The following is a 19,550-nucleotide window of genomic DNA, read 5'->3' on the forward strand; positions in this document are numbered from 1 at the left end:
TCGCAAACTGCGTGATGATACCACCGGACGATCGGATGACCGCTGACATCTACGGGAAACTACGGAAATTCGTCGCCGAATTGCGCTCAAATGGCGCAAAACGGATTTACGCCGAATTCACGCATCCGCGCGGTTCCAGCGCAATTTATGCAGAATTTAGCCGCCCTTAAGCTTGCGACGGGCAGAATTTTCCCAAGCGCGGCCTGCGATCGATGGCGCCATTTTCTCCGGCGCGGACGCAGCCTTGCATGGAATGGGACGGGCATATCATCAAGGGCGGCACCTCATCGATGGCATCGCGGCTCAACGAAGACCAGGCGCATCTGTTGCGGCTCGTGCTGCCCTTCATCGCCATCGTGCTGCTGCAGGCCTTCCTTGCCGGCGTCAGCTTCAGCATCCTGTCGTCGGTGCGCGCCTATGTCGGCGGCGAGAACCTGTGGTCGAAAGGCCAGAAGGACGCGGTCTACTTCCTCACGCAATATGCCGAGACCGGCAGCGAGGCCTCGTACCAGCGCTATCAGAAGGCGGTGGCGATTCCGCTCGGCGACCGTATCGCGCGGCGCGCGCTGGAGGGAAACCCGCCCGACATCGCCACCGCGCGCCGCGGCTTTCTCGCGGGCGGCAACCATCCCGAGGACGTCGACGGCCTGATCTGGCTGTACCGCTACTTCCGCGAGCTGCCGGCGTTCAAGGCCTCGATCGGCAACTGGATCGCGACCGACCCGCTGCTCGACGAACTGACGACGCTCGCCGCGCTGATCCACGCCGACATCTCGACCGATCCCGCCGCACACGCGCGCCCCGCGGCCTGGCCGCAGCGCATCGACGAACTCAACGACCGCCTGTCGCTGGAAGCGATCCGGTTCTCGGCCAGCCTCGGCGCGGGCTCGCGGCAGGTCAAGCTCATCCTCACGGTGGTGAACCTGATCGCCGCCGCGCTGCTGGTGGCGCTGCAGGTGTTCTACACCCGTCACTTCGTCGGCCAGCGCCAGCGCTTCGAGTGCGAACTGCGCGACGAGAAGGAGCGCGCGCAGATCACCCTCGCCTCGATCGGCGACGCCGTCATCAGCACCGACGCAAAGGGCCGCATCGACTACATCAACCCGACCGCGGAGCGGCTGCTGGCCTGCCCTGCGGCGGACGCCAGGGGCGCGCTGCTGACCACGCTGGTGCGGGTGGTGGACGAGGCCTCGGGCAAGGACGAGACCGTGCGGATCGACCGCATCTGGGATCATGGCGAGGCGACCGCGAGTCCGCGGCCGCAGCGGCTGCTGCGCCGCGACGCCACGGAGGTGCCGGTGTCGGTGGTGGGCGCGCCGCTGCGCAAGGACGGCCACGCCGCCGGCGCCGTATTGATCCTGCACGACATGACCAGCGAGCGCGACTACATCGCGCGGCTGTCGTGGCAGGCGTCGCACGACGCGCTGACCGGCCTTGCCAACCGCCGCGAGTTCGAGCGGCGGGTGGAAGCGGCGATGGCGCGCACCGGTGACGCCGGCGACGACGAGGTGCATGCCCTGATGTTCCTCGACCTCGACCAGTTCAAGGTCATCAACGACACCTGCGGCCATGCCGCCGGCGACAAGCTGCTGTGCCAGATCGCCGGCGCGCTGCCGCTGCACCTGCAGCCCGGCGACCTGTTCGCGCGGCTCGGCGGCGACGAATTCGCCGTGCTGCTCGAGCACTGCGAGATCGACCGCGCCTCCGACATCGCCGAGACGCTGCGCCATGCGGTGCAGAACCTCAGCTTCAGCTGGAACGGCAGCGCGTTCAGCATCACCGCCAGCATCGGCCTCGTCGCCACCGGTCGCGGCCGCGCGAGCCTCGACGAGGTGGTGCGCACCGCGGATCTCGCCTGCTACATGGCCAAGGAGAAGGGCCGCAACCGCGTGCAGTTGCACGACCCCAGCGATTCTGAGCTGCTGCACCGCTTCGGCGAGATGGCCTGGGTGCAGCGTATCCACGAGGCGCTCGAAGAGCAGCGGCTGTGCCTCTACGCCCAGACCATCGCACCGCTCGGCAGCGAGGGCGAGGCCGGCGGCCATGTCGAGCTGCTGCTGCGGCTGCGCGACAAGGACGGCCGCCTGGTGGCGCCCGGCGATTTCATCCCTGCCGCCGAGCGCTATGGCCTGATGCCGCTGCTCGACCGCTGGGTGGTGAGCCGCGCCTTCCGCACCCTCGCCGACCGCTTCGGCGGCGCCGGCCTTGCCACCTGCGCCATCAACCTGTCGGGCGCCACCTTCAACGACGACAAGTTCATCGACTTCGTCCGCGCCCAGTTCGAGCTTTACGGCATCCCGCCGTCGATGATCTGCTTCGAGATCACCGAGACCAGCGCCATTGCCAGCCTCGACAGCGCCAACCGCTTCATCGGGCTGATGAAGCAGATGGGATGCCGCTTCGCGCTCGACGATTTCGGCAGCGGCATGTCGTCGTTCGCCTATCTCAAGCACCTGCCGGTCGACTATCTCAAGATCGACGGCAGCTTCGTGCGCGACATGCTGGACGATCCGATCGACCGCGCCATCATCGAGATGATCAACCGCATCGGCAAGGTGATGGGCAAGCGCACCATCGCCGAGTTCGTCGAGAACGACGCCATCCTGGCGGCGCTGCGCGCCATCGGCGTCGACTACGCCCAGGGCTATGGCATCGGCCGCCCCGAGCCGTTCGAGCGCTTCGCCGACGCCAATCCGCAGCCGGGCCACCGCCAGGTCGCCTGACGCCACCGCGGTCCCTTCCGCGCACGAAAAGAGCTTGGCCTGCCGGCAAAAATCGGCAATGTGGCGGGCATGACCCAGCAAGCTGCCAAGGCCCGTGCGGCCATCATTCCCGTCACCCTGTTCCAGCAGAACTGCACACTGCTGTGGTGCGAGACCACGCGCCGCGCCGTGGTGGTGGATCCCGGCGGCGACGTCCCGGCGATCGCGGACGCCATCGCCAAGACCGGCGTCACCGTGGAGAAGATCTGGCTGACCCACGGCCATATCGACCATGTCGGCGGCGCGGCCGAGTTGAGCGACGCGCTGAAGGTGCCGATCGAGGGCCCGCATATCGCCGACAAGTTCCTGCTCGACCGCGTGGTGGAGAGCGGCGCCAATTTCGGCATCACCGGGGTGCGCAACTTCACGCCCGACCGCTGGCTCGACGAAGGCGAGACGGTGAGTGTCGGCGAGCTGACCTTCCAGATCCTGCACTGCCCCGGCCATTCGCCCGGCAGCGTGGTGTTCTTCAATCCCGACATGCGCTTCGCGCTGATGGGCGACGTGCTGTTCAACGGCTCGATCGGCCGCACCGACCTGCCGGGCGGCAGCCACGCCACACTGCTCAAGTCGATCACCGAGAAGATCCTGCCGCTCGGCGACGATGTCGGCTTCATCTGCGGCCACGGACCGGGATCGACGGTGGGCGACGAGCGCCGCAGCAATCCGTTCCTGAACGGCGAGGCCTGATCCGCACGTCCGCGCGGTGCGCGGAACTCGCGCGCCCTCTTGCCAAGCGGCCGTCCTGCGGCAATAGTTATGAGACATAACTATATCGGGGAGGCGCGCCATGGCGCGACGGGTGCTCGTCGGCGGCTTGCTGGCCGCGACTGCTGTGATTGCGCCGGCTGCGGCGCAGTCGTTCAAGGCCGCCTGCGAGGCGCTGGCCGGCGCGCCGGAGGTGACGCTCGCGACCTTTGTCGCCGCCGGCCCGCAATCCTTCGCCGGGCCGCCGCCCTTCTCCATCGATGCGCCCGACCACTGCCTGGTGCAGGGCGCGGCCGCGCCGCATGTCGGCATCGACGGCAAGCCCTACGCGATCGGCTTCGAGGTCCGTCTGCCGGCGAACTGGAATGGCAAGTTCATGTTCCAGGGCGGCGGCGGCTCCGACGGCGTCCTGCGGCCGGCCGTCGGCATCCAGGCCACCGGCGCGGTCTCCGCTCTCGCCAGGGGTTATGCGGTCGCCTCGACCGACGCCGGCCACCGCGATGAGCCGGGCCCTGTCGGGCCCTACCTGTTCGGCCTCGATCCGCAGGCGCGCATCGACAAGGGCTACAATCACATTCCCGTGGTGACCGCAAAGGCCGAGGACGTGATCCGCCGTGTCTATGGCCGCGCGCAATCGCGCGCCTATTTCGTCGGCTGCTCCAATGGCGGCCGCCAGGGCATGGCCGCAACGCAGCGCTATCCCGACCTGTTCGACGGCATCATCGCCGGCGCGCCGGCCTATCGCGTGCCGCGCGCGGCGATCGAGGGAATCGCGGAAGTTCAGCAGCTTGCCGCGATCGCGCCGAAGGGCAGCGACGGCCGCCCCGACCTCGGCGCCGCGCTGAGCGCCGATGACATCAAGCTGGTGGCCGACAAGGTGACGCAGGCCTGCGACGCAGCCGACGGCGTGGCCGATGGCATGGTCAACAATGTCCGCGCCTGCCGCTTCGACGCGGCGACGCTGGCCTGCACGGGCGGCCAGACCACGGACTGTCTCGCCCCCGCGAAGGCGAAGACGATCGCCGCGATCTTCCGCGGCACGACGCTCGCCGATGGCAGCGCTCTCTACGCCGAATGGCCCTACGATCCCGGCATCGCGGCGCCGGGCTGGAGCGTGTGGAAGACGGGCACGCCCGGCAAGACACCGCCGGATGCACGCAACGTCACGCTGGTGCCGGGCTCGGTTGCCTACTACTTCTCCTCGCCGCCGGAAAAGCCCACCGATCTCTACAACTACACGCTGTCGTATGACATCGCCCGCGGCGTGCGCGCGGTCGAGGCCACCGCGGCGCCATTCCTCGAATCCGGTTCATCGATCGAGAGCGCATCATCTATCGACGTCGACCGCTTCAAGGCGCGCGGCGGCAAGATGATCTTCTTCCATGGCATGGCCGATCCGATCTTCTCGGCCAACGACACCATGGCCTATGTCGACGCGCTGGGACAACGCTATGGCCGCGCCGACGACTTCACCCGGCTCTATCTCGTGCCCGGCATGAACCACTGCGCCGGCGGACCCGCCACCGACCAGTTCGATGCCCTTGCCGCGCTCGACGCCTGGGTCGACAGGGGCGAAGCGCCGCAGAGCCTCACGGCGCGCGCGCGCAATGTCCCGGGTGTGCCTTGGCCGGGCCGCACCCGGCCGCTGTGCCCCTATCCGGCCTATGCCGCCTACGCCGGCAGTGGCAGCCTCGAGGAGGCGGCGAATTTCACCTGCAGACAGCCGTGACTGCGCGCACGTCGCCTGCGCCGTGAGGCTCCGAGGCGTCGACGCGCGGCGCAGGCTTCGGATCAATGACGCGTCGAGAGCGCCGATATCATCGGACAGCCTCGCTGGCGCCGGCGCGCGGCGCGCTGTAGCATCCGTCCATTGCTGAGCACGGACGAGGTTCTCGATCATGCATCGTTTATTGGTTTCGTCGATGTCCGCCGCGGCGATCGCCGTCGGTCTGGCGCTGGCCGCAACGCCCGCCGCCGCGCAATGCGATCCCGCCATCTGCGCGAACCCTTACGAGGCGCTTGGTGTCAGCGAACTGGCAAGGCCGTTCTGCCTGTTCGATGCGGTCGTCTGGGCCAGTCCGGCCTCGCGCGTCTATTACCGCGCCGGTGAACGCCGCTACGGCCGCACCAGACACGGCCGCTATGTCTGCGAGGCCGACGCAACCGCGGCCGGATACCGGGCCAGCCGGCGCTGAGGCGCGGCAACGCGCTGCCATTCACACCCCGTGATTCAAGCCGCGGTCAGAGCCTCGCGGCGGCGCGGCGCATCCAGCTGAGAAACATCAGGCTGACGACGATGGCGGCGGCGACGCAGGCGAGCGCCGCCAGCAGCGCCTGCCGGTCCGTGCCCCAGCCATGGGCGGTGAAGAACACCGCGCCGATCACCGCGACGCCGGCGGCATTGGCGATCTGGGTGGTGGTGCCGTAGAGACCGGAGCCCGATCCGGCGCTGGCCCTGGCCACCGTGGCCAGCACGGTGCTCGACAGCGGCGCCATGACGAGACCCTGGCCATAGCCGAACACGGCCAGCGGCAGCATGAGGAGCCATGGCCCGGGTGCCGCGACCAGCGCCACCATCAGCGCCAGGGCGGCGAGCCCCGCGAGCGCAACGGCGCCGCCCTCGATCAGGACACGCACGCCGCGATGGGCCGCCCGCGCGGCACTGTGGCGCGACGCCGCCACGAAGGCGAACGCCAGCGGCACCACCGCCGCTCCGGATTGCAGCGCGCTGAATTGCAGCGCGGTCTGCATGAACAGCGTGATCACGAAATAGAACGACAGGTTGGCGAAAAAGAAGAAGAACACCGCCCCCAGCCCGCGCGCGAACACCGGCGCCGCGAACAGCGCGAGATCGATCAGCGGCATGCCGCCACGCGCCATCACCCGACGCTCGAAGCGCGCGAAGCCCGCGATCACCGCCGCCCCCGTCAGCATGGCGCCCCAGACCCACGGCGCCCAGTGCAGGTCGCGGCCGAACAACAGCGGCCCGATCACGCCGAGCAGACCGACGAACAGGATCATCGCGCCGGCAATATCGAGCCGCGTGCCGGGCCGGCGTGCCGCCGGCGGCATCAGTCCGGCGGCGGCCGCGGCGATCGCGACGCCGCAGGGCACATTGACGAAGAACACGCTGCGCCAGCCAAGCCCGGCGACATCGAGCGTTACCAGCCATCCGCCGAGCAGGAAGCCGGCCGCGCCTGCAAGCCCGAGCACAATGCCGTAAATCGCAAAGGCACGGCCGCGCGCCGCGTCAGAAAACAGCACATGAATGGTCGCCAGCACCTGCGGCACCATCAGCGCCGCGGTCGCGCCCTGCGCCAGCCGCGCTGCGATCAGCTCCGGGCCGGACCGCGCAAGGCCGCACCACAGCGATGTCAGCGTGAAGCCGAGTACGCCGGTGATGAACGTCGCCTTGACACCATGGATATCGCCGAGCCGGCCACCGGTGATCACCAGCGTGGCGTAGCCGATGAGGTAGATCGCGACCACCGCCTCGATCTGAGCGGCACTGGCCTGCAGCTCGACGGCGATCGTCGGCAGCGCGACATTGACGATGAAGGCATCGACGCCGAACATGAATTGCGCCGCCACCACAATCGCCAGCCCCCACCACCGCCGCGTGATGACACCCGCCTCCGGCGTGGTCTCCATCCGCGCGGGCGCGGCCGCCACGCCTTCGGACGTCCCGCGTCCGGCAACCAGATCCGCCGTCGTCGCCATCTCGGTCATATCCTGTCGCCCTGCCCTGCATCGTCCACGCGCCGAAAGCGCGACGCGGCCGACGTTCGCAAACCGGGCGACGCGGATCGATTACCTCACAGGTCATGGCGCAGCAGGTCGCGGCGCAGCAGGTCGGCAGAATGTCGTGGCGCGGAAGGTTATGACGCGCGAACGCAGGGCGTGGCCTCAGGCATCACAACGGATGCGGGCCGCCCTCGCGCGACGGAGATGATGGTGGGGCAGGAATGCGCACGGCCGCGATCCGTCGACAGGCCGCGTTGGGGCCGCTGGACACAGCTCAGCGGACCATCGACATCAGCACGGGGCCATCGGCGGCGGCGGGCGGGCCGTTGTAGGCGAAGGTGCCGACACCCGGCAGGCGCTCGGCGATGCCGGCGGCGGACACGCTGCCCATCAGGGCGATCATGCCGATCCAAAATCCGAGCGTGCGCATCGTCCTCTCCATCGTCCGCAATCCCGCAACGGCTGTGCCGTCGCACGGGTGTCATGGGTAGCTGCCCCACGTCCCCGGCGGATGACGTCGCAGCACGAAAATGGTTTCGTCACAGACCATCGTGTTTCATCACAGCGGCGGGATGACACAATTGCCCGGAACCTGCCTCAATTGCGGGCGGTGGCAGCGGGTTGAGGCCCTGCGGGCAACCACCGAAAGGCACCGCCGGGATGGTCGCGGGCCAAGCGCGGGACTGGCGCGACGGGATATTTGCGCCTACCTGTTCGACGGTCAGACCTGTCGAAAGCGAGCATCCCTTGGCCAAGCCCCCCGGCGCCCTCGATCCCGCCCCCCGCCAGTATCCGCGGGCCGTCACCCTGGTGCGGCGCTCCGCCCGCGGGCCGGCGGCGGCCCCCGCGGTGGTCAGCTTCGCTGACATCGAGAACTGGCTGCTGCACGAGGCCGCGGCCGAAAAGGACATGCTGCTGTTCCTGGAATCGTTCCTGTGGCGAGTGGTGGCCGCCGGCGGCACCATCGCCCGGGTCAGCCTACACATCGGCACGCTGCACCCGCAGCTGGTCGGCTTCGCCTGGAACTGGAATATCAATGACGGGCTGTGCGACGAGGTGAAGGTCGCGGAAGCGGCGACCCATACCGACAGCTTCACCCGCAATCCGCTCTACCGCGTGTTCAATTTCGGCGAACACATCCGCCGCCAGCCCAACACGGTCGAGGCGCAGGCCGAATTCCCGCTGATGGCCGAACTCGCGGCGGCCGGCATGACCGACTACATCGCGCTGCCGCTGTCGAGCGCCGGCTACCGCAACGCCATCACCATCGCGACCAAGCAGCCGGGCGGCTTCACCGAGGCCGCGATCAGCCGCTTCTCACACCTGCTCAGCCTGTTCGCGCTGCATGTCGAGCGCTACACCGCGGTGCGCATCTCCGACAACGCGCTCGGCGCCTATCTCGGCCGCAGCGCCTCCACCAAGGTGCTGTCGGGCTCGATCAAGCGCGGCGCCGGCGAATCGATCCGTGCGGTGATCTGGATCTCGGACCTGCGCGGCTTCACCGACCTGTCGGACCGCCTGTCCGGCTCGGACATGCTCACCCTGCTAAACGCCTATTTCGAGGCAATGGCCGGCGCGGTGCTGGCCCATGGCGGCGAAGTGCTGAAGTTCATCGGCGACGGCCTGCTCGCGGTGTTTCCGCTGCAGAGCGAGGACGAGGCGGCGGATGCCGCCCGTGCCGCGCTCGATGCCGCCGACCAGGCCCTCGCCGGGCTCGACGCGCTCAATGCCTGCACGCCGGCGGCGATCGCCAACACCGCCGACTGGGCGCCGCTGCGTGTCGGCATCGCGCTGCATGAGGGCGAGGTGTTCTTTGGCAACATCGGCTCGGCCGAGCGGCTCGACTTCACGGTGATCGGTCCCGCCGTCAACGAGGCGAGCCGGGTCGAGGCGCTGCAGAAGACGCTCCGCCGCAGCATCCTGATCACCGACGCGGTGGCGCGGCATCTCGACCGGCCGCTCGACGACCTCGGCCGACACACGCTGCGTGGCGTTGCGGCGCCGATCGCGGTCTACACCCCGAGCGACACCGCCGCACGCGATGCCGCCCTCCACCCGCAGCCACGCCGCGAGCCGAGCCCGGCTGCCTCCTGAGGCCACGATGACCGCTGCCCTTCCCGACCTGCCGTTGCCAGCCGGCGTTCGCACGCGCCAGGTGGACGGCATCAACGGCCTGTCGATGCATGTGCTGGAAGCCGGCCATCCCGGCCAGCCGCTGGTGGTTCTGCTGCACGGCTTTCCCGAGCTCGCCTACAGCTGGCGGGGGATCATGCCGGCCCTGGCGGAGGCAGGCTTCCATGTCCTCGCCCCGGACCAGCGCGGCTATGGCCGGACCACCGGCGCCGATAGCAGCTACGACGCCGATCTCCGCCAGTTCGGGCTGCTGAACCTGGTGCGCGACGTCGTCGGCCTCGTCGCCGCGTTCGGCGCACGATCAGTCTCGACACTGGTCGGGCATGACTACGGCTCCGTCGTCGCCGCCTGGAGCGCGGTGCTGCGGCCCGATCTGTTCCGCTCCGTGGTGTTGATGAGCGCACCGTTCGGCGGCCCGCCGCCGCTGCCGTTCGACACCCTGCGGCGCGGACCTCCGGTGCCGCCCCCCGACCTCGACGCCGCGCTCGCGGCGCTGAACCCGCCGCGCAAGCATTACCTGACCTATTATGCGACACGGCAGGCGAACGCCGACATGCTCCGCTGCCCGCAAGGCGTGCACGCCTTCCTGCGGGCCTACTATCACCACAAGAGCGCCGACTGGCCCGGCAACCAGCCCTACCGGCTCGCATCCCTCACCGCGGCCGAACTGTCGAAGCTGCCAACTTACTATGTCATGAACCACGACGAGGACATGGCAACCACGGCGGCCCGCGAGATGCCCTCGCCGGACGAGATCGCCGCCTGCACCTGGCTGCCCGAGCACGAGCTCGCCATCTATGCCGCCGAATATCAGCGCACCGGCTTCCAGGGCGGCCTGAACTGGTACCGCACCCGCTTCGTCCCCGCGATCAATAGCGAACTGCAGACGTTTTCCGGTCGCACCATCGACATCCCCTCGTGCTTCATTGCCGGCGCCAGCGACTGGGGCATCCACCAGCGGCCGCACGATTTCGAGCGCATGCAGCAGGAGGCATGCACCGACATGCGCGGCTGCCACCTGATCGACGGCGCCGGCCACTGGGTACAGCAGGAGCAATCCGCGGCGGTGGCACGGCTGCTGACGGATTTCTGCCGAGAGCAGGTGGCGGAACACGAGGCCAGATGACGAAGCCAGCGAACGGAGCGGAGACGACGACATGACGTCATCTGATGCACGCTGCCCCTCCACATTCAGCGTCATGCGCGGGCTTGACCCGCGCATCCAGCTTCTTTCTTTCACAAAGCTGGATCACCGGGTCTCGGCGCTGACGCGCCGGCCCGGTGATGACGGAGAATGGGGAGAAGCGCCCTGCCTCATCGGCATCAGCCGGTCGAGCGCCGCCTGACATACAGTACTTTCGATTCATTCCTGACCCAAAGGCTCACCCATGTCCCCGGTATCGCTTCTGCTCAACATTCTCTGGATCGTGATCGGCGGCTTCTGGATGGCGGTCGGCTGGGCGGTCGCCGCCGTGATCATGGCGATCACCATCATCGGCATCCCGTGGGCGCGCGCCGCCTTCAACATCGCGCTCTACACTCTGCTGCCGTTCGGCCAGCGCGCGGTGTCGCGCGCCGATCATTTCGGCCAGCATGACGTCGGCACCGGCCCGCTCGGCCTGATCGGTAACATCATCTGGTTCGTGCTCGCCGGCTGGTGGCTGGCGCTCGGCCATCTCGTCACCGCGCTGCTGCTCGCCATCACCATCATCGGCATCCCCTTCGCCTGGGCCCATCTCAAGCTCGCCGGCATCGCGCTGTGGCCGATCGGCAAGGTGATCGTGCCAGCGTGAGGCGCGCAATGCCACGTGGTCGAACGCGTACGTTGATCATGCAATGATTCCCCTCATGGTGAGGAGGCGCGCCAGCGCCGTCTCGAACCATGAGGCCGAGGCGCTGCGGGCTGTGGCCTCGTCCTTCGAGACGCCTGCTGCGCAGGCTCCTCAGGACGAGGAGAGAGCGCGTGGCCCGCAGCGCCATAAATTCCGCTTCGCGCAATGCATGGACGCGCGCTCCATCATCGTCGTGACCTGGCCAGCCGCACCGCATGCTGGCGGCGCGTGCCGGCTTCTGCATAATGCCTCCCGACACAGGGAGGCTCCATGGCATTCAAGGATTACGACGCGTACGACGGGCTCGGTCTCGCCGGGCTGGTGCGCAAGGGCGACGTCAGCGCGACGGAATTGCTGAATGAAGCGATCGCGCGCACCGAGCGGGTCGATCCGCAAATCAATGCCGTGGTGGTGCGTCATGACGATTATGCGCGGCGCCAGATCGAAGCCGGGCTGCCACAGGGGCCGTTCACCGGCGTGCCGTTCCTGCTGAAGGATCTGGAGCTGCTTGCCGGCACCCGCACCACCTTCGGCGCGCGGCTGCTCAAGGACAATGTCGCCGACCATGACGGCACCTTCGCCACGCGCTGCCGCGCCGCGGGCCTCACCATCTTCGGCAAGACCGCGACGCCGGAGTTCGGCCTGATGCCGACCACCGAGACCGCACTGTTCGGGCCGACACGCAATCCGTGGAATCTCGACCATTCGTCCGGCGGCTCGTCGGGCGGCGCCGCGGCCGCGGTGGCGGCGCGCATCCTGCCGGTGGCCCATGCCAGCGACGGCGGCGGTTCGATCCGCATTCCGGCATCCGCCTGCGGCGTGTTCGGCCTCAAGCCCACGCGCGCCCGCACCCCGCTCGGCCCCGACCGCGGCGAGGGCTGGGGCGGCTTCTCCTGCAACCACGTGGTCAGCATCAGCGTGCGCGACAGTGCGGCGATGCTGGACGCGCTGCATGGCGCGGAGCCGTCGAGCCCCTACACCGCGCCGGCGCCGGAGCGGCCCTATCTCGATGAGATCGCCCGTCCGCCCGGCCGGCTACGCATCGCCTTCAGCGCCACCTCGCCGGCCGGCGACGCGCTCGATCCGGAGGTGATGGCCGCGGTGCGCGAGGTCGCGACACTGCTGGAGAGCCTCGGCCACCATGTCGAGGAGCGCGGGCCGAAGCTGCCGCTCAATCCGGCGGAGGCGCTGCAGATCATCGTCGGCGCCAACACCGCGCTGACGGTGCGCCTCGCCGAGCAGCGGCTCGGGCGCCCGGTCACCGATCGCGAGTTCGAGCGGCTGACGCTCGCCAGCGCCGCCAACGCCGGGCATGCCTCCGCGGTGGACTATGTCGCCGCGCAGCAGGCCGCGTTCCAGATCTCGCGGGCGCTCGCGACCTTCTTCGAGGGTTGCGACGTGTACCTGACGCCGACGCTCGGCACCCCGCCGCTGCGCATCGGCGTGCTCGACACCATGGCGGCGGACCTCTCCGGCATCTCGCCCGCGCTGCGCGGCTACATGCCGGCGACCGCGATGTTCAACATGTCGGGGCAGCCAGCGATGTCGGTGCCGCTGGCATGGAGCGCGTCCGGCCTGCCGCTCGGCATGATGTTCGCAGGCCGCTTCGGCGACGAGGCGACGCTGTTCCGTCTCGCCGCCCAGCTCGAACAGGCGCGGCCGTGGAAGGGACGGCGTCCGCCGGTGTGTGCGTAGGGCGCCATGTCATGCGAGCAGCGGTTGATACTGAAAGATGAGACCGCAGACCATGTGATCCGACGCTCTTCAGGGATCACTCCCCTTGCGCCTCAGTATCTGACTTGAAGCCAACGCTGGCTTTTTGTCGTCGCCGGCGTGTCCCGGCGACGGCAAACTTTAAGATCGGTGGCTGCAGTATCGATCACGCGCTGTGCGCGAGCGCCAGCGAACCTCGAAGAGTGACGGACCATGGGCCCGCGCGCTTACGCCAGTGGGCGCTTGACGCCGCCGCCAAGCGGACGGCGCACCACCTTGCGCTCGACCACGACGGCACGCTGGCCGCCACGCTCGGTCGGGATCGAGCGGATGCTCTGCGGAGCGCTCGGCCGCGCCTTGATCACCTGCGGCCGCACCTTGGCCGGATCGAGGCCCATCAGCGCCGAGGCGATGTCGATCTGGCCTTCCAGATCGTCGGTAATGCCCTGGGCGGCAAAGATCGCCTCGTCCAGGGTCGGGGGATCGTGCCGGACCCGGCGCGTTCCGTATTTCGTCTTCCAGTCTTCGCTCATCTCTCGGCTTGCTGCGTTAAGCCCGGCGCGGGACCTCCCCGCAGCCGGCGGCCGATGCCGCCGGACAACCGTCAGCTTACCTTTTACCCGAAATGATTCAAATGTATGACCCCGCCCGCGGCATGGCCAGGAAGCAAAAAGCGCAAGGGAATGGCGACCTTAAGCCGCCGAAAAGCGCCCGCTCCCCCGTTGCCCCTCTCCCGCCAATCGGCTAAAGGAGGGCGAAAGCACCCGTAGCTCAGCTGGATAGAGCGTTGCCCTCCGAAGGCAAAGGTCACACGTTCGAATCGTGTCGGGTGCGCCAGCTCTAAGACGCTTATTTCATTGGCGTTTGGGTCGGCGCTGTCGCTCCCGGATTTTCCAAAGAACCCGATCCGTCACAGCCCTGTCACAGCTGGACGGAAAACTATGCCAACGATCCGAAAACGAGGCGGCAAATGGCAAGCCCAAGTGCGCCGAGCGGGTTACCCCGCATTGTCGAAATCATTCTCCACGCGAGCTGACGCCGTTGCTTGGGCGCGGGAGAAGGAACGATCAATCGATCGCGCCGAGTTACCCTTTGACATCAAAGAACTGAAACGGGTGACGGTCAGTGATCTGCTCAAGCGATACGAGCAGGAGATTACGCCAAAGAAACGAGGCGCGATCTTCGAGCGTTCGCGGATTCGCCAAATGCTCGCACACCCAATGTCTCGAACAAGCCTGCACCACCTGTCCGCCGCCACTATCGTTCGGTTTCGCGATGATCGCCTGAGGAAGGTCGAACCTCCGTCAGTGCGCCGCGAGTTGGTCATCCTTCGTCACGTCTTTGAGATTGCCATACGAGAATGGGCCGTACCGATCCGCGAAAACCCATTTAAGCGAGTGAAATTGCCTCATGACGCCCGCCCACGGGAACAACGCTTGGTCGGCGAAGACGAAGAACAACTGCACGCCGCACTGGATGAGCGTTCAGCTTGGTACCTGCGCCCCATTTTAGTCTTACTGATCGAAACTGGGATGCGCCGCGGCGAACTCCTTTCGATTCGTTGGCAAGATATAGATTTTGATAGCTGTACCGTTCGAATTGCGAAAACTAAGAACGGCCATCCGCGCCGAGTACCGCTAACGCCAGAGGCCGTAAATACCTTCAAATCTCTGCCGAAAAGTGGTGAAAAGGTCTTCAACGTAACCGCGAATGCGGTGAGGCTCGCGTGGGAGCGTCTTAGACTAAGAGCATCTTTGAAACATCTACGGCTACACGACCTTCGCCATGAAGCTATTTCACGATTCTTCGAGGCGGGGCTAACCGTTCCTGAGGTTGCGTTGATCAGTGGTCATCGCGATCCTCGAATGCTGACGCGTTACACTCATCTCCATCCCGAGGTAATTGCTCGTAAGCTGGGCCAGATCAGAGGCCAGCCATCGGACCTTGGCAATGAGAGAAGCCAATCCCATAAGCGCTCTTTAGTTAAAGCGAGCGATCCGCCCCGGTAGAAGCTATACACGCCCTCGTTCGTAATGTTCTGTGGCGACAATCCCCTGCCAAGCCCAGTCCAAAAGGGCGGATAAGCAGGCAGCGTCGTATGGATAATTAGTCTTGAGAACTCGTGCATACGCGAGCATCAGGGCACCGCTCGATACTCAATCACAGTCCTACCGCTCGGATCTGTCTTGCCCGGCCGGCGCAAGTAGATGCGCCCACAAGAATTCCATTCAGCCGAATTGCGCTCGCAATAGTTGACGATCAACATCGATTGATAGGGTTGCGCCAACAGCAGTTTTATAATCTCCCCCCAAGAACCGTCCGATAAATTCCATCCTCCACCATCAATCATCAAAAGTGTTGGACTAGTCCTCGCTCGCTCTCGCGCTAGCGCCGCCGCAAATTCGACAATAATCCGGAATGATTCGCTGCGTGACAAGGACAGATAGGTTTGTTCGAAGCCAGCAGCTGTTCGAGTCACGAGAAGCTCGCAGTCTGCGGGATCGCTTTCGTCCGAATCCGGGTCTTGGGCTCGGTCGGCGAAACGGATGGCACTCAAGTAGCCAGAGCCGTTGCGGATAATCTCGGTAGCCAAGCCTCTGATTACGCTGATATCGACGCCTAGTTCGCCTGCGATCCGGAGTAGATCGTCAGGCAATTCGCGAGCCTTGACAGCTTCTTCTCGCACATGAACGACTTGAAAATCACGCGGCGCCAGATGAAAGGTGACATCGTCTATCCGATAATCTCGACCGTTGGCGTTGCTTGAATACTCAAACCTATGAGGAATTGGCGAGGAGTACCGGACGTCCAGTCTAATCTCCTCCCCCTTCCAGCGTTCCGCCTGCCGCCCACCCGCTGCTTCACAAATCCACTCAAATAACGACGTCTTTCCCACCGCTTCATTGCCGTCAATTATCGTAATCTTAGACAGCTCGAAACTAGAACGAGTTTCAAAACGTGGGCTCCGAGAGATTGTGATCGTTTGGATCCATCCCACGCCTGGCTGGGACATTCCTGTGCGCAGTCGCTGGGCTTCCTGTTCTCGAGCTCGCTTCCAATCCTTAAGCGTCTCGACCTGATAGCCTCGCCCGCCATTTGTATCAATTTCTCGCCCGTGATTTGCGCAGCACCAAATACCGTTCTCTACGCTGGCCAGTTCTTCGTCCGATAGTCCACCTCTACCTCGCGGGCCATTTAGAGCGGCACTGTTTATGTGAGCCGCCGTTCCTACGTTTGCAGTCTCGCCGCTCGAATCACCTGGACCTACCGTGATAACTGGGCATCCCGGGACAGAACAACGCCACGCCACTCTTTCAGCCAGTATCCTTCGCGTGGCAGCGCTGAATTCAACATCGCCCCTTCCTGCCATAACAGTCTCCACTATCGATCAGCGCATTATCCATTTGGCTCGGGTTCAACGCCGCCAGCAAGGCCAAGCTGACGGAGATGGAAACACTAGCCAAAACACATCCAACATGCGTAACTTCTGCCCGTACTATATTAGGCCAATAGATTCGAGCGCCAAATCTTCATCGGGGCGCACCGCAAACAATAAATGGCACTTAACTCCCCTGAGTAAATGTCCGTCGACGTTAGCTCCTAGGATTCTCATGTCTAATTCCTACTTGATTGAAGTTGCTGTCCCCGAAGGAACAAGCAACACAGAACGGGGCCGCGTTCTCGAACGGTTTGCACGTCGATTCCTCGAAACCCAGAACTACAAAATAACCGAAGAGCTTCGCGTCACCGCGTCGGAGATCGACCTGCTAGGATGCGATAAAACGACAGGTGAGCGCATATTTGTTGAGTGTAAGGCCCATCGCGCTGCCATTTCGAGCGAAGTTCTTCAAAAACTGCTTGGAAACATTACATTCAAGAATTATTCGGCGGGCTGGCTTATATCCACCTTTGCCCTTGGAAAGGATGCCAAAGGCTTTGAAGATGAATGGAATCAAAGACCACCAGAGGAGCGTCGCAAGCTTCGCATCTACCCTCCCGAAAAATTGGTGGAAAGGCTCGTCGCAGCTCGCATCATAGTGGACGTCGATTCCCTTGTCATCGACCGCAGCCGCTTTCGAACCGGAAGTGAAGCATACCTACTAATAACTCAAACCTCCGAGTTCTGGGCACTCCCAGTCCTTGCGGAAGGTACAGGTATTCAAATCGCCGCTCTCTTGTTCGACGCAAGCAATGGCAACGCGATTACTGACTCCGCCACGTTAGATTGGATCGACCGAACCGATCGCAGCTTACAGCTTCCATGGATATCCGATTCAGCCAATCCGACCGCAATAGCTACTGCTACATCTCGTCTCGCGTTGGAGCTAGAAAGCATCGTAGGCGTGCCAGTTGCAGATCATTGGGCGGACTATCGGCCAGCTCGACCGGAAGATTTTGTTGGCAGAGAAACAGTTCAGAATACCATCTTTGGATTCCTTGATAGCGTTCGCACAAAAGCCACCGAGACCAGACTCGTCGCAATCAAAGCGCCATCTGGCTGGGGAAAGAGTTCTAGCGTCCTAAAGATCGCCTCGCGGGCCACCAACGTGAGAAATCGAGGCAAGTACTTTATCTTTACGGTGGATTCCCGCGCGGCAACAACTCGAAGGTTTCCAGAACTTGCCGTTGCAAGCGCTATCCGCGAAGCTGGGCGGAAAGATTTTATCTCTCTTTCAGACTCCATCGATTTCGGCGGCGCCACGAGTTTTTTCTCTACATCGAAGATGAAGACTATCGGGGAAACTCTAAAACAAGAAGAAAAAGTCATTTGCGTCTTCTTTGATCAGTTCGAAGAGCTGCTGTACAAGGCTGATTTGGTCGAAGTGTTCGAAGAGATGCGACGAATCTGTGCGGCCGTCGAAGAGTCTCAAATCAACATCGTCATTGGGTTTTCATGGAAAACAGACGGAGTGATCCCTACAGAGCATAATGCCTATCACATGTGGCATACGCTAGCGGATCGGCGCTTCGAGATCGAATTAGCTCCGTTTACTGAAAACGAGGTCGTCCTAGCAATCAACCGCTTTTCGAAAGAACTCGACAAGCCCGTCATCCCGCAGCTTAGACGCGTCTTGCAGGACCACTGCCAAGGCTTTCCTTGGCTACTTAAAAAACTTTGTGTTCACATACTGGACCTCTCGAAGAGCGGAATTGACCAAACCGATATTCTCAATCGTTCAATCAATATTCAAAATCTATTCAAGAAGGATTTGGAGAATTTGTCGTCGGCAGAGACCGCATGCATAAAGCAGATAGCGACAGAATCACCGGCTGAATTTTTCAAAGTCGTTCAAAATTTTGGAGAAGAAATAGTTTCGAGACTTGTAGACAAGCGTTTGGTGATTCGCAGCGGAACGCGTTTAACTATCTATTGGGACATCTTCCGTGACTACATTCTAACGGAGAAAATCCCCTACATCCCGGTCACCTATGTGCCTCAAGCAAATTTTAGTAGGTACGTAAAAGCGCTTGCATACATGGTCGGCAAGAATGAGTTATCTTACCACGATCTCGCCACTCAGATGAATTTGGGGATGGGCGCAGCGGATAATTTAGTTCGCGACCTTGTAAACCTTGGGCATGTGGACGCTAACCGGAAGGAGCACCGAATTGAGCCAACTTTCAAGGATGAGGCTCGCGCTATTGAGATAGCGCACTCGTTTTGGCGCTCACATGAGGTAGTCCGTCGGCTACTCGCAACAAGACCAAGCGGAGGTGCCTTCCGAGAGACTGAGTTTGTGGCTGTATATCGAGCTGCGAACAAGCGCAGTGCGTTGGGCGACAATGCAATTAAAGCCTATGCTATGAGAATGCTTCGGTGGCTGATTGGGATCGATCTCGTACGTCAAGACGGAAACAATCTCATTTTGCGCGACGCTCCTGCGCTTTCTTCAATTCAGTCGCTCGAAGCAATAGTGGTCCAGCGCTCACAAATGTCGGAATTCTTTTTGGGAGAAGCACCGCCCTCTCGTGTTTTAGCGGCCTATCGAGAGCTATCTACAGGAGCGCAGGCGTTAACCCGAATGGAGATAGAGAAGCGACACGGGCGCAATACTTGTTACGCACTTATCAAGCTCGGATTGATGGACCAAGACGGCTCAATTCTCGGAACGACCACGCCAGAGGTGGAAGTAGTTATTGCCACGAGAGCTCGAAGTAAGGAAACAGTCGCTTTCGTTTGCGACATGCTCGCCGAGAATCCACTTCTTTTAGGGGCAGAGATCGGCAGACGGTTGGCAAAGGAATTCCGAACCGAATGGTCCGATGGGTCACATCGCCGACATGGTGGCGCGTTGCGAAAGTGGGCCAAGTGGGTAAATTCGGTTACTGGGACAGCAAACCCGACGCTGCTCTCCCGATGAGAATCGAGCCCGACGGCTTGGTTCTATAGAAAGTCGAATGAGCGCTGTAGCCAAGCGACGGTATTCGGTTTTTCTCCCGCAATTCTTGGACGGACTGCAAGAACGAGAAAGAAATTTGATTGGTATGACGCTTGAGACCGTTTCGGATCGGCTCTTATGCTTGCCCTTGCAAGAAAGCAGGGGCTGTAGCGCGATGACACCTTCGCCAATGTGATTGTAGTGGCGCAGCCTCAGGCGATTGGAGACTGAAACGGCTTTGCCTGGGCCTCATCGTGACGATCAAGGGTGGTATCCCA

At 63.7% G+C, this 19,550-nt stretch carries 15 protein-coding genes and 1 tRNA gene; 12 read left to right on the plus strand and 4 right to left on the minus strand.

What is annotated here, in order from left to right:
• Positions 1-248: 248 nt before the first annotated feature.
• From AB4Z37_RS05595 to AB4Z37_RS05610, 4 genes are all read left to right on the plus strand, one after another.
• The gene (locus tag AB4Z37_RS05595; protein WP_441515684.1) at positions 249-2,723 is read left to right on the plus strand and encodes an EAL domain-containing protein; all 2,475 of its coding nucleotides are present in this window, start codon (positions 249-251) and stop codon (positions 2,721-2,723) included.
• Between the two features lie 69 nt (positions 2,724-2,792).
• The gene (locus AB4Z37_RS05600; protein ID WP_441515685.1) at positions 2,793-3,452 is read left to right on the plus strand and encodes an MBL fold metallo-hydrolase; all 660 of its coding nucleotides are present in this window, start codon (positions 2,793-2,795) and stop codon (positions 3,450-3,452) included.
• A gap of 100 nt (positions 3,453-3,552) precedes the next feature.
• Positions 3,553-5,199: a tannase/feruloyl esterase family alpha/beta hydrolase gene (locus tag AB4Z37_RS05605; protein ID WP_441515686.1), complete on the plus strand. Its 1,647-nt coding sequence runs from the start codon at positions 3,553-3,555 to the stop codon at positions 5,197-5,199.
• 193 nt (positions 5,200-5,392) lie between these two features.
• Positions 5,393-5,665: a hypothetical protein gene (locus AB4Z37_RS05610; RefSeq protein ID WP_211968961.1), complete on the plus strand. Its 273-nt coding sequence runs from the start codon at positions 5,393-5,395 to the stop codon at positions 5,663-5,665.
• Positions 5,666-5,711: 46 nt separating this feature from the next.
• Here AB4Z37_RS05610 and AB4Z37_RS05615 read toward each other — a convergent pair whose 3' ends face one another.
• Together AB4Z37_RS05615 and AB4Z37_RS05620 are read right to left on the minus strand one after the other, a co-directional pair.
• Entirely contained in the window at positions 5,712-7,121 is a 1,410-nt protein-coding gene (locus AB4Z37_RS05615; protein WP_441515785.1) for an MFS transporter, read from the minus strand.
• A 367-nt stretch (positions 7,122-7,488) separates the two neighbouring features.
• Positions 7,489-7,644 (minus strand): hypothetical protein, encoded by a 156-nt coding sequence (locus AB4Z37_RS05620; RefSeq protein ID WP_441515687.1) that lies wholly within the window; start codon positions 7,642-7,644, stop codon positions 7,489-7,491.
• A 317-nt stretch (positions 7,645-7,961) separates the two neighbouring features.
• Between AB4Z37_RS05620 and AB4Z37_RS05625 the strand changes: the two genes are divergently transcribed.
• The 5 genes from AB4Z37_RS05625 to AB4Z37_RS05645 all read left to right on the plus strand — a co-directional run bounded on the left by AB4Z37_RS05625 (position 7,962) and on the right by AB4Z37_RS05645 (position 12,874).
• On the plus strand, positions 7,962-9,308 hold the full coding sequence (locus AB4Z37_RS05625) for an adenylate/guanylate cyclase domain-containing protein (protein WP_441515688.1): 1,347 nt from the start codon (positions 7,962-7,964) through the stop codon (positions 9,306-9,308).
• A gap of 7 nt (positions 9,309-9,315) precedes the next feature.
• Positions 9,316-10,473 (plus strand): alpha/beta fold hydrolase, encoded by a 1,158-nt coding sequence (locus AB4Z37_RS05630; protein WP_441515689.1) that lies wholly within the window; start codon positions 9,316-9,318, stop codon positions 10,471-10,473.
• Positions 10,474-10,504: 31 nt separating this feature from the next.
• Complete coding sequence (locus tag AB4Z37_RS05635; RefSeq protein WP_441515690.1) at positions 10,505-10,693, plus strand: hypothetical protein; 189 nt, start codon at positions 10,505-10,507, stop codon at positions 10,691-10,693.
• A gap of 42 nt (positions 10,694-10,735) precedes the next feature.
• Positions 10,736-11,140, plus strand: a complete 405-nt coding sequence (locus tag AB4Z37_RS05640; RefSeq protein WP_211968957.1) for a YccF domain-containing protein — start codon at positions 10,736-10,738, stop codon at positions 11,138-11,140.
• Between the two features lie 309 nt (positions 11,141-11,449).
• Positions 11,450-12,874, plus strand: a complete 1,425-nt coding sequence (locus tag AB4Z37_RS05645; protein WP_441515691.1) for an amidase — start codon at positions 11,450-11,452, stop codon at positions 12,872-12,874.
• A gap of 245 nt (positions 12,875-13,119) precedes the next feature.
• On the opposite strand, the gene AB4Z37_RS05650 is transcribed toward AB4Z37_RS05645, so the two are convergent.
• On the minus strand, positions 13,120-13,425 hold the full coding sequence (locus tag AB4Z37_RS05650; RefSeq protein ID WP_211968952.1) for a hypothetical protein: 306 nt from the start codon (positions 13,423-13,425) through the stop codon (positions 13,120-13,122).
• A gap of 227 nt (positions 13,426-13,652) precedes the next feature.
• Between AB4Z37_RS05650 and AB4Z37_RS05655 the strand changes: the two genes are divergently transcribed.
• Both AB4Z37_RS05655 and AB4Z37_RS05660 read left to right on the plus strand, forming a co-directional pair.
• Positions 13,653-13,729 (plus strand) — tRNA-Arg (locus AB4Z37_RS05655).
• Between the two features lie 170 nt (positions 13,730-13,899).
• Positions 13,900-14,901, plus strand: a complete 1,002-nt coding sequence (locus AB4Z37_RS05660) for a tyrosine-type recombinase/integrase (protein WP_441515692.1) — start codon at positions 13,900-13,902, stop codon at positions 14,899-14,901.
• A 128-nt stretch (positions 14,902-15,029) separates the two neighbouring features.
• Here the strand turns inward: AB4Z37_RS05660 and AB4Z37_RS05665 are convergent, their stop codons facing one another.
• Entirely contained in the window at positions 15,030-15,905 is an 876-nt protein-coding gene (locus tag AB4Z37_RS05665; protein WP_441515693.1) for a hypothetical protein, read from the minus strand.
• 598 nt (positions 15,906-16,503) lie between these two features.
• Here AB4Z37_RS05665 and AB4Z37_RS05670 point away from each other — a divergent pair.
• Positions 16,504-19,254, plus strand: a complete 2,751-nt coding sequence (locus AB4Z37_RS05670; protein ID WP_441515694.1) for a restriction endonuclease — start codon at positions 16,504-16,506, stop codon at positions 19,252-19,254.
• The last annotated feature ends 296 nt before the right edge of the window (positions 19,255-19,550 follow it).

The sequence above is a fragment of the Bradyrhizobium sp. 2TAF24 genome (assembly GCF_052115025.1).
Classification (GTDB): Bacteria; Pseudomonadota; Alphaproteobacteria; order Rhizobiales; family Xanthobacteraceae; genus Bradyrhizobium_A.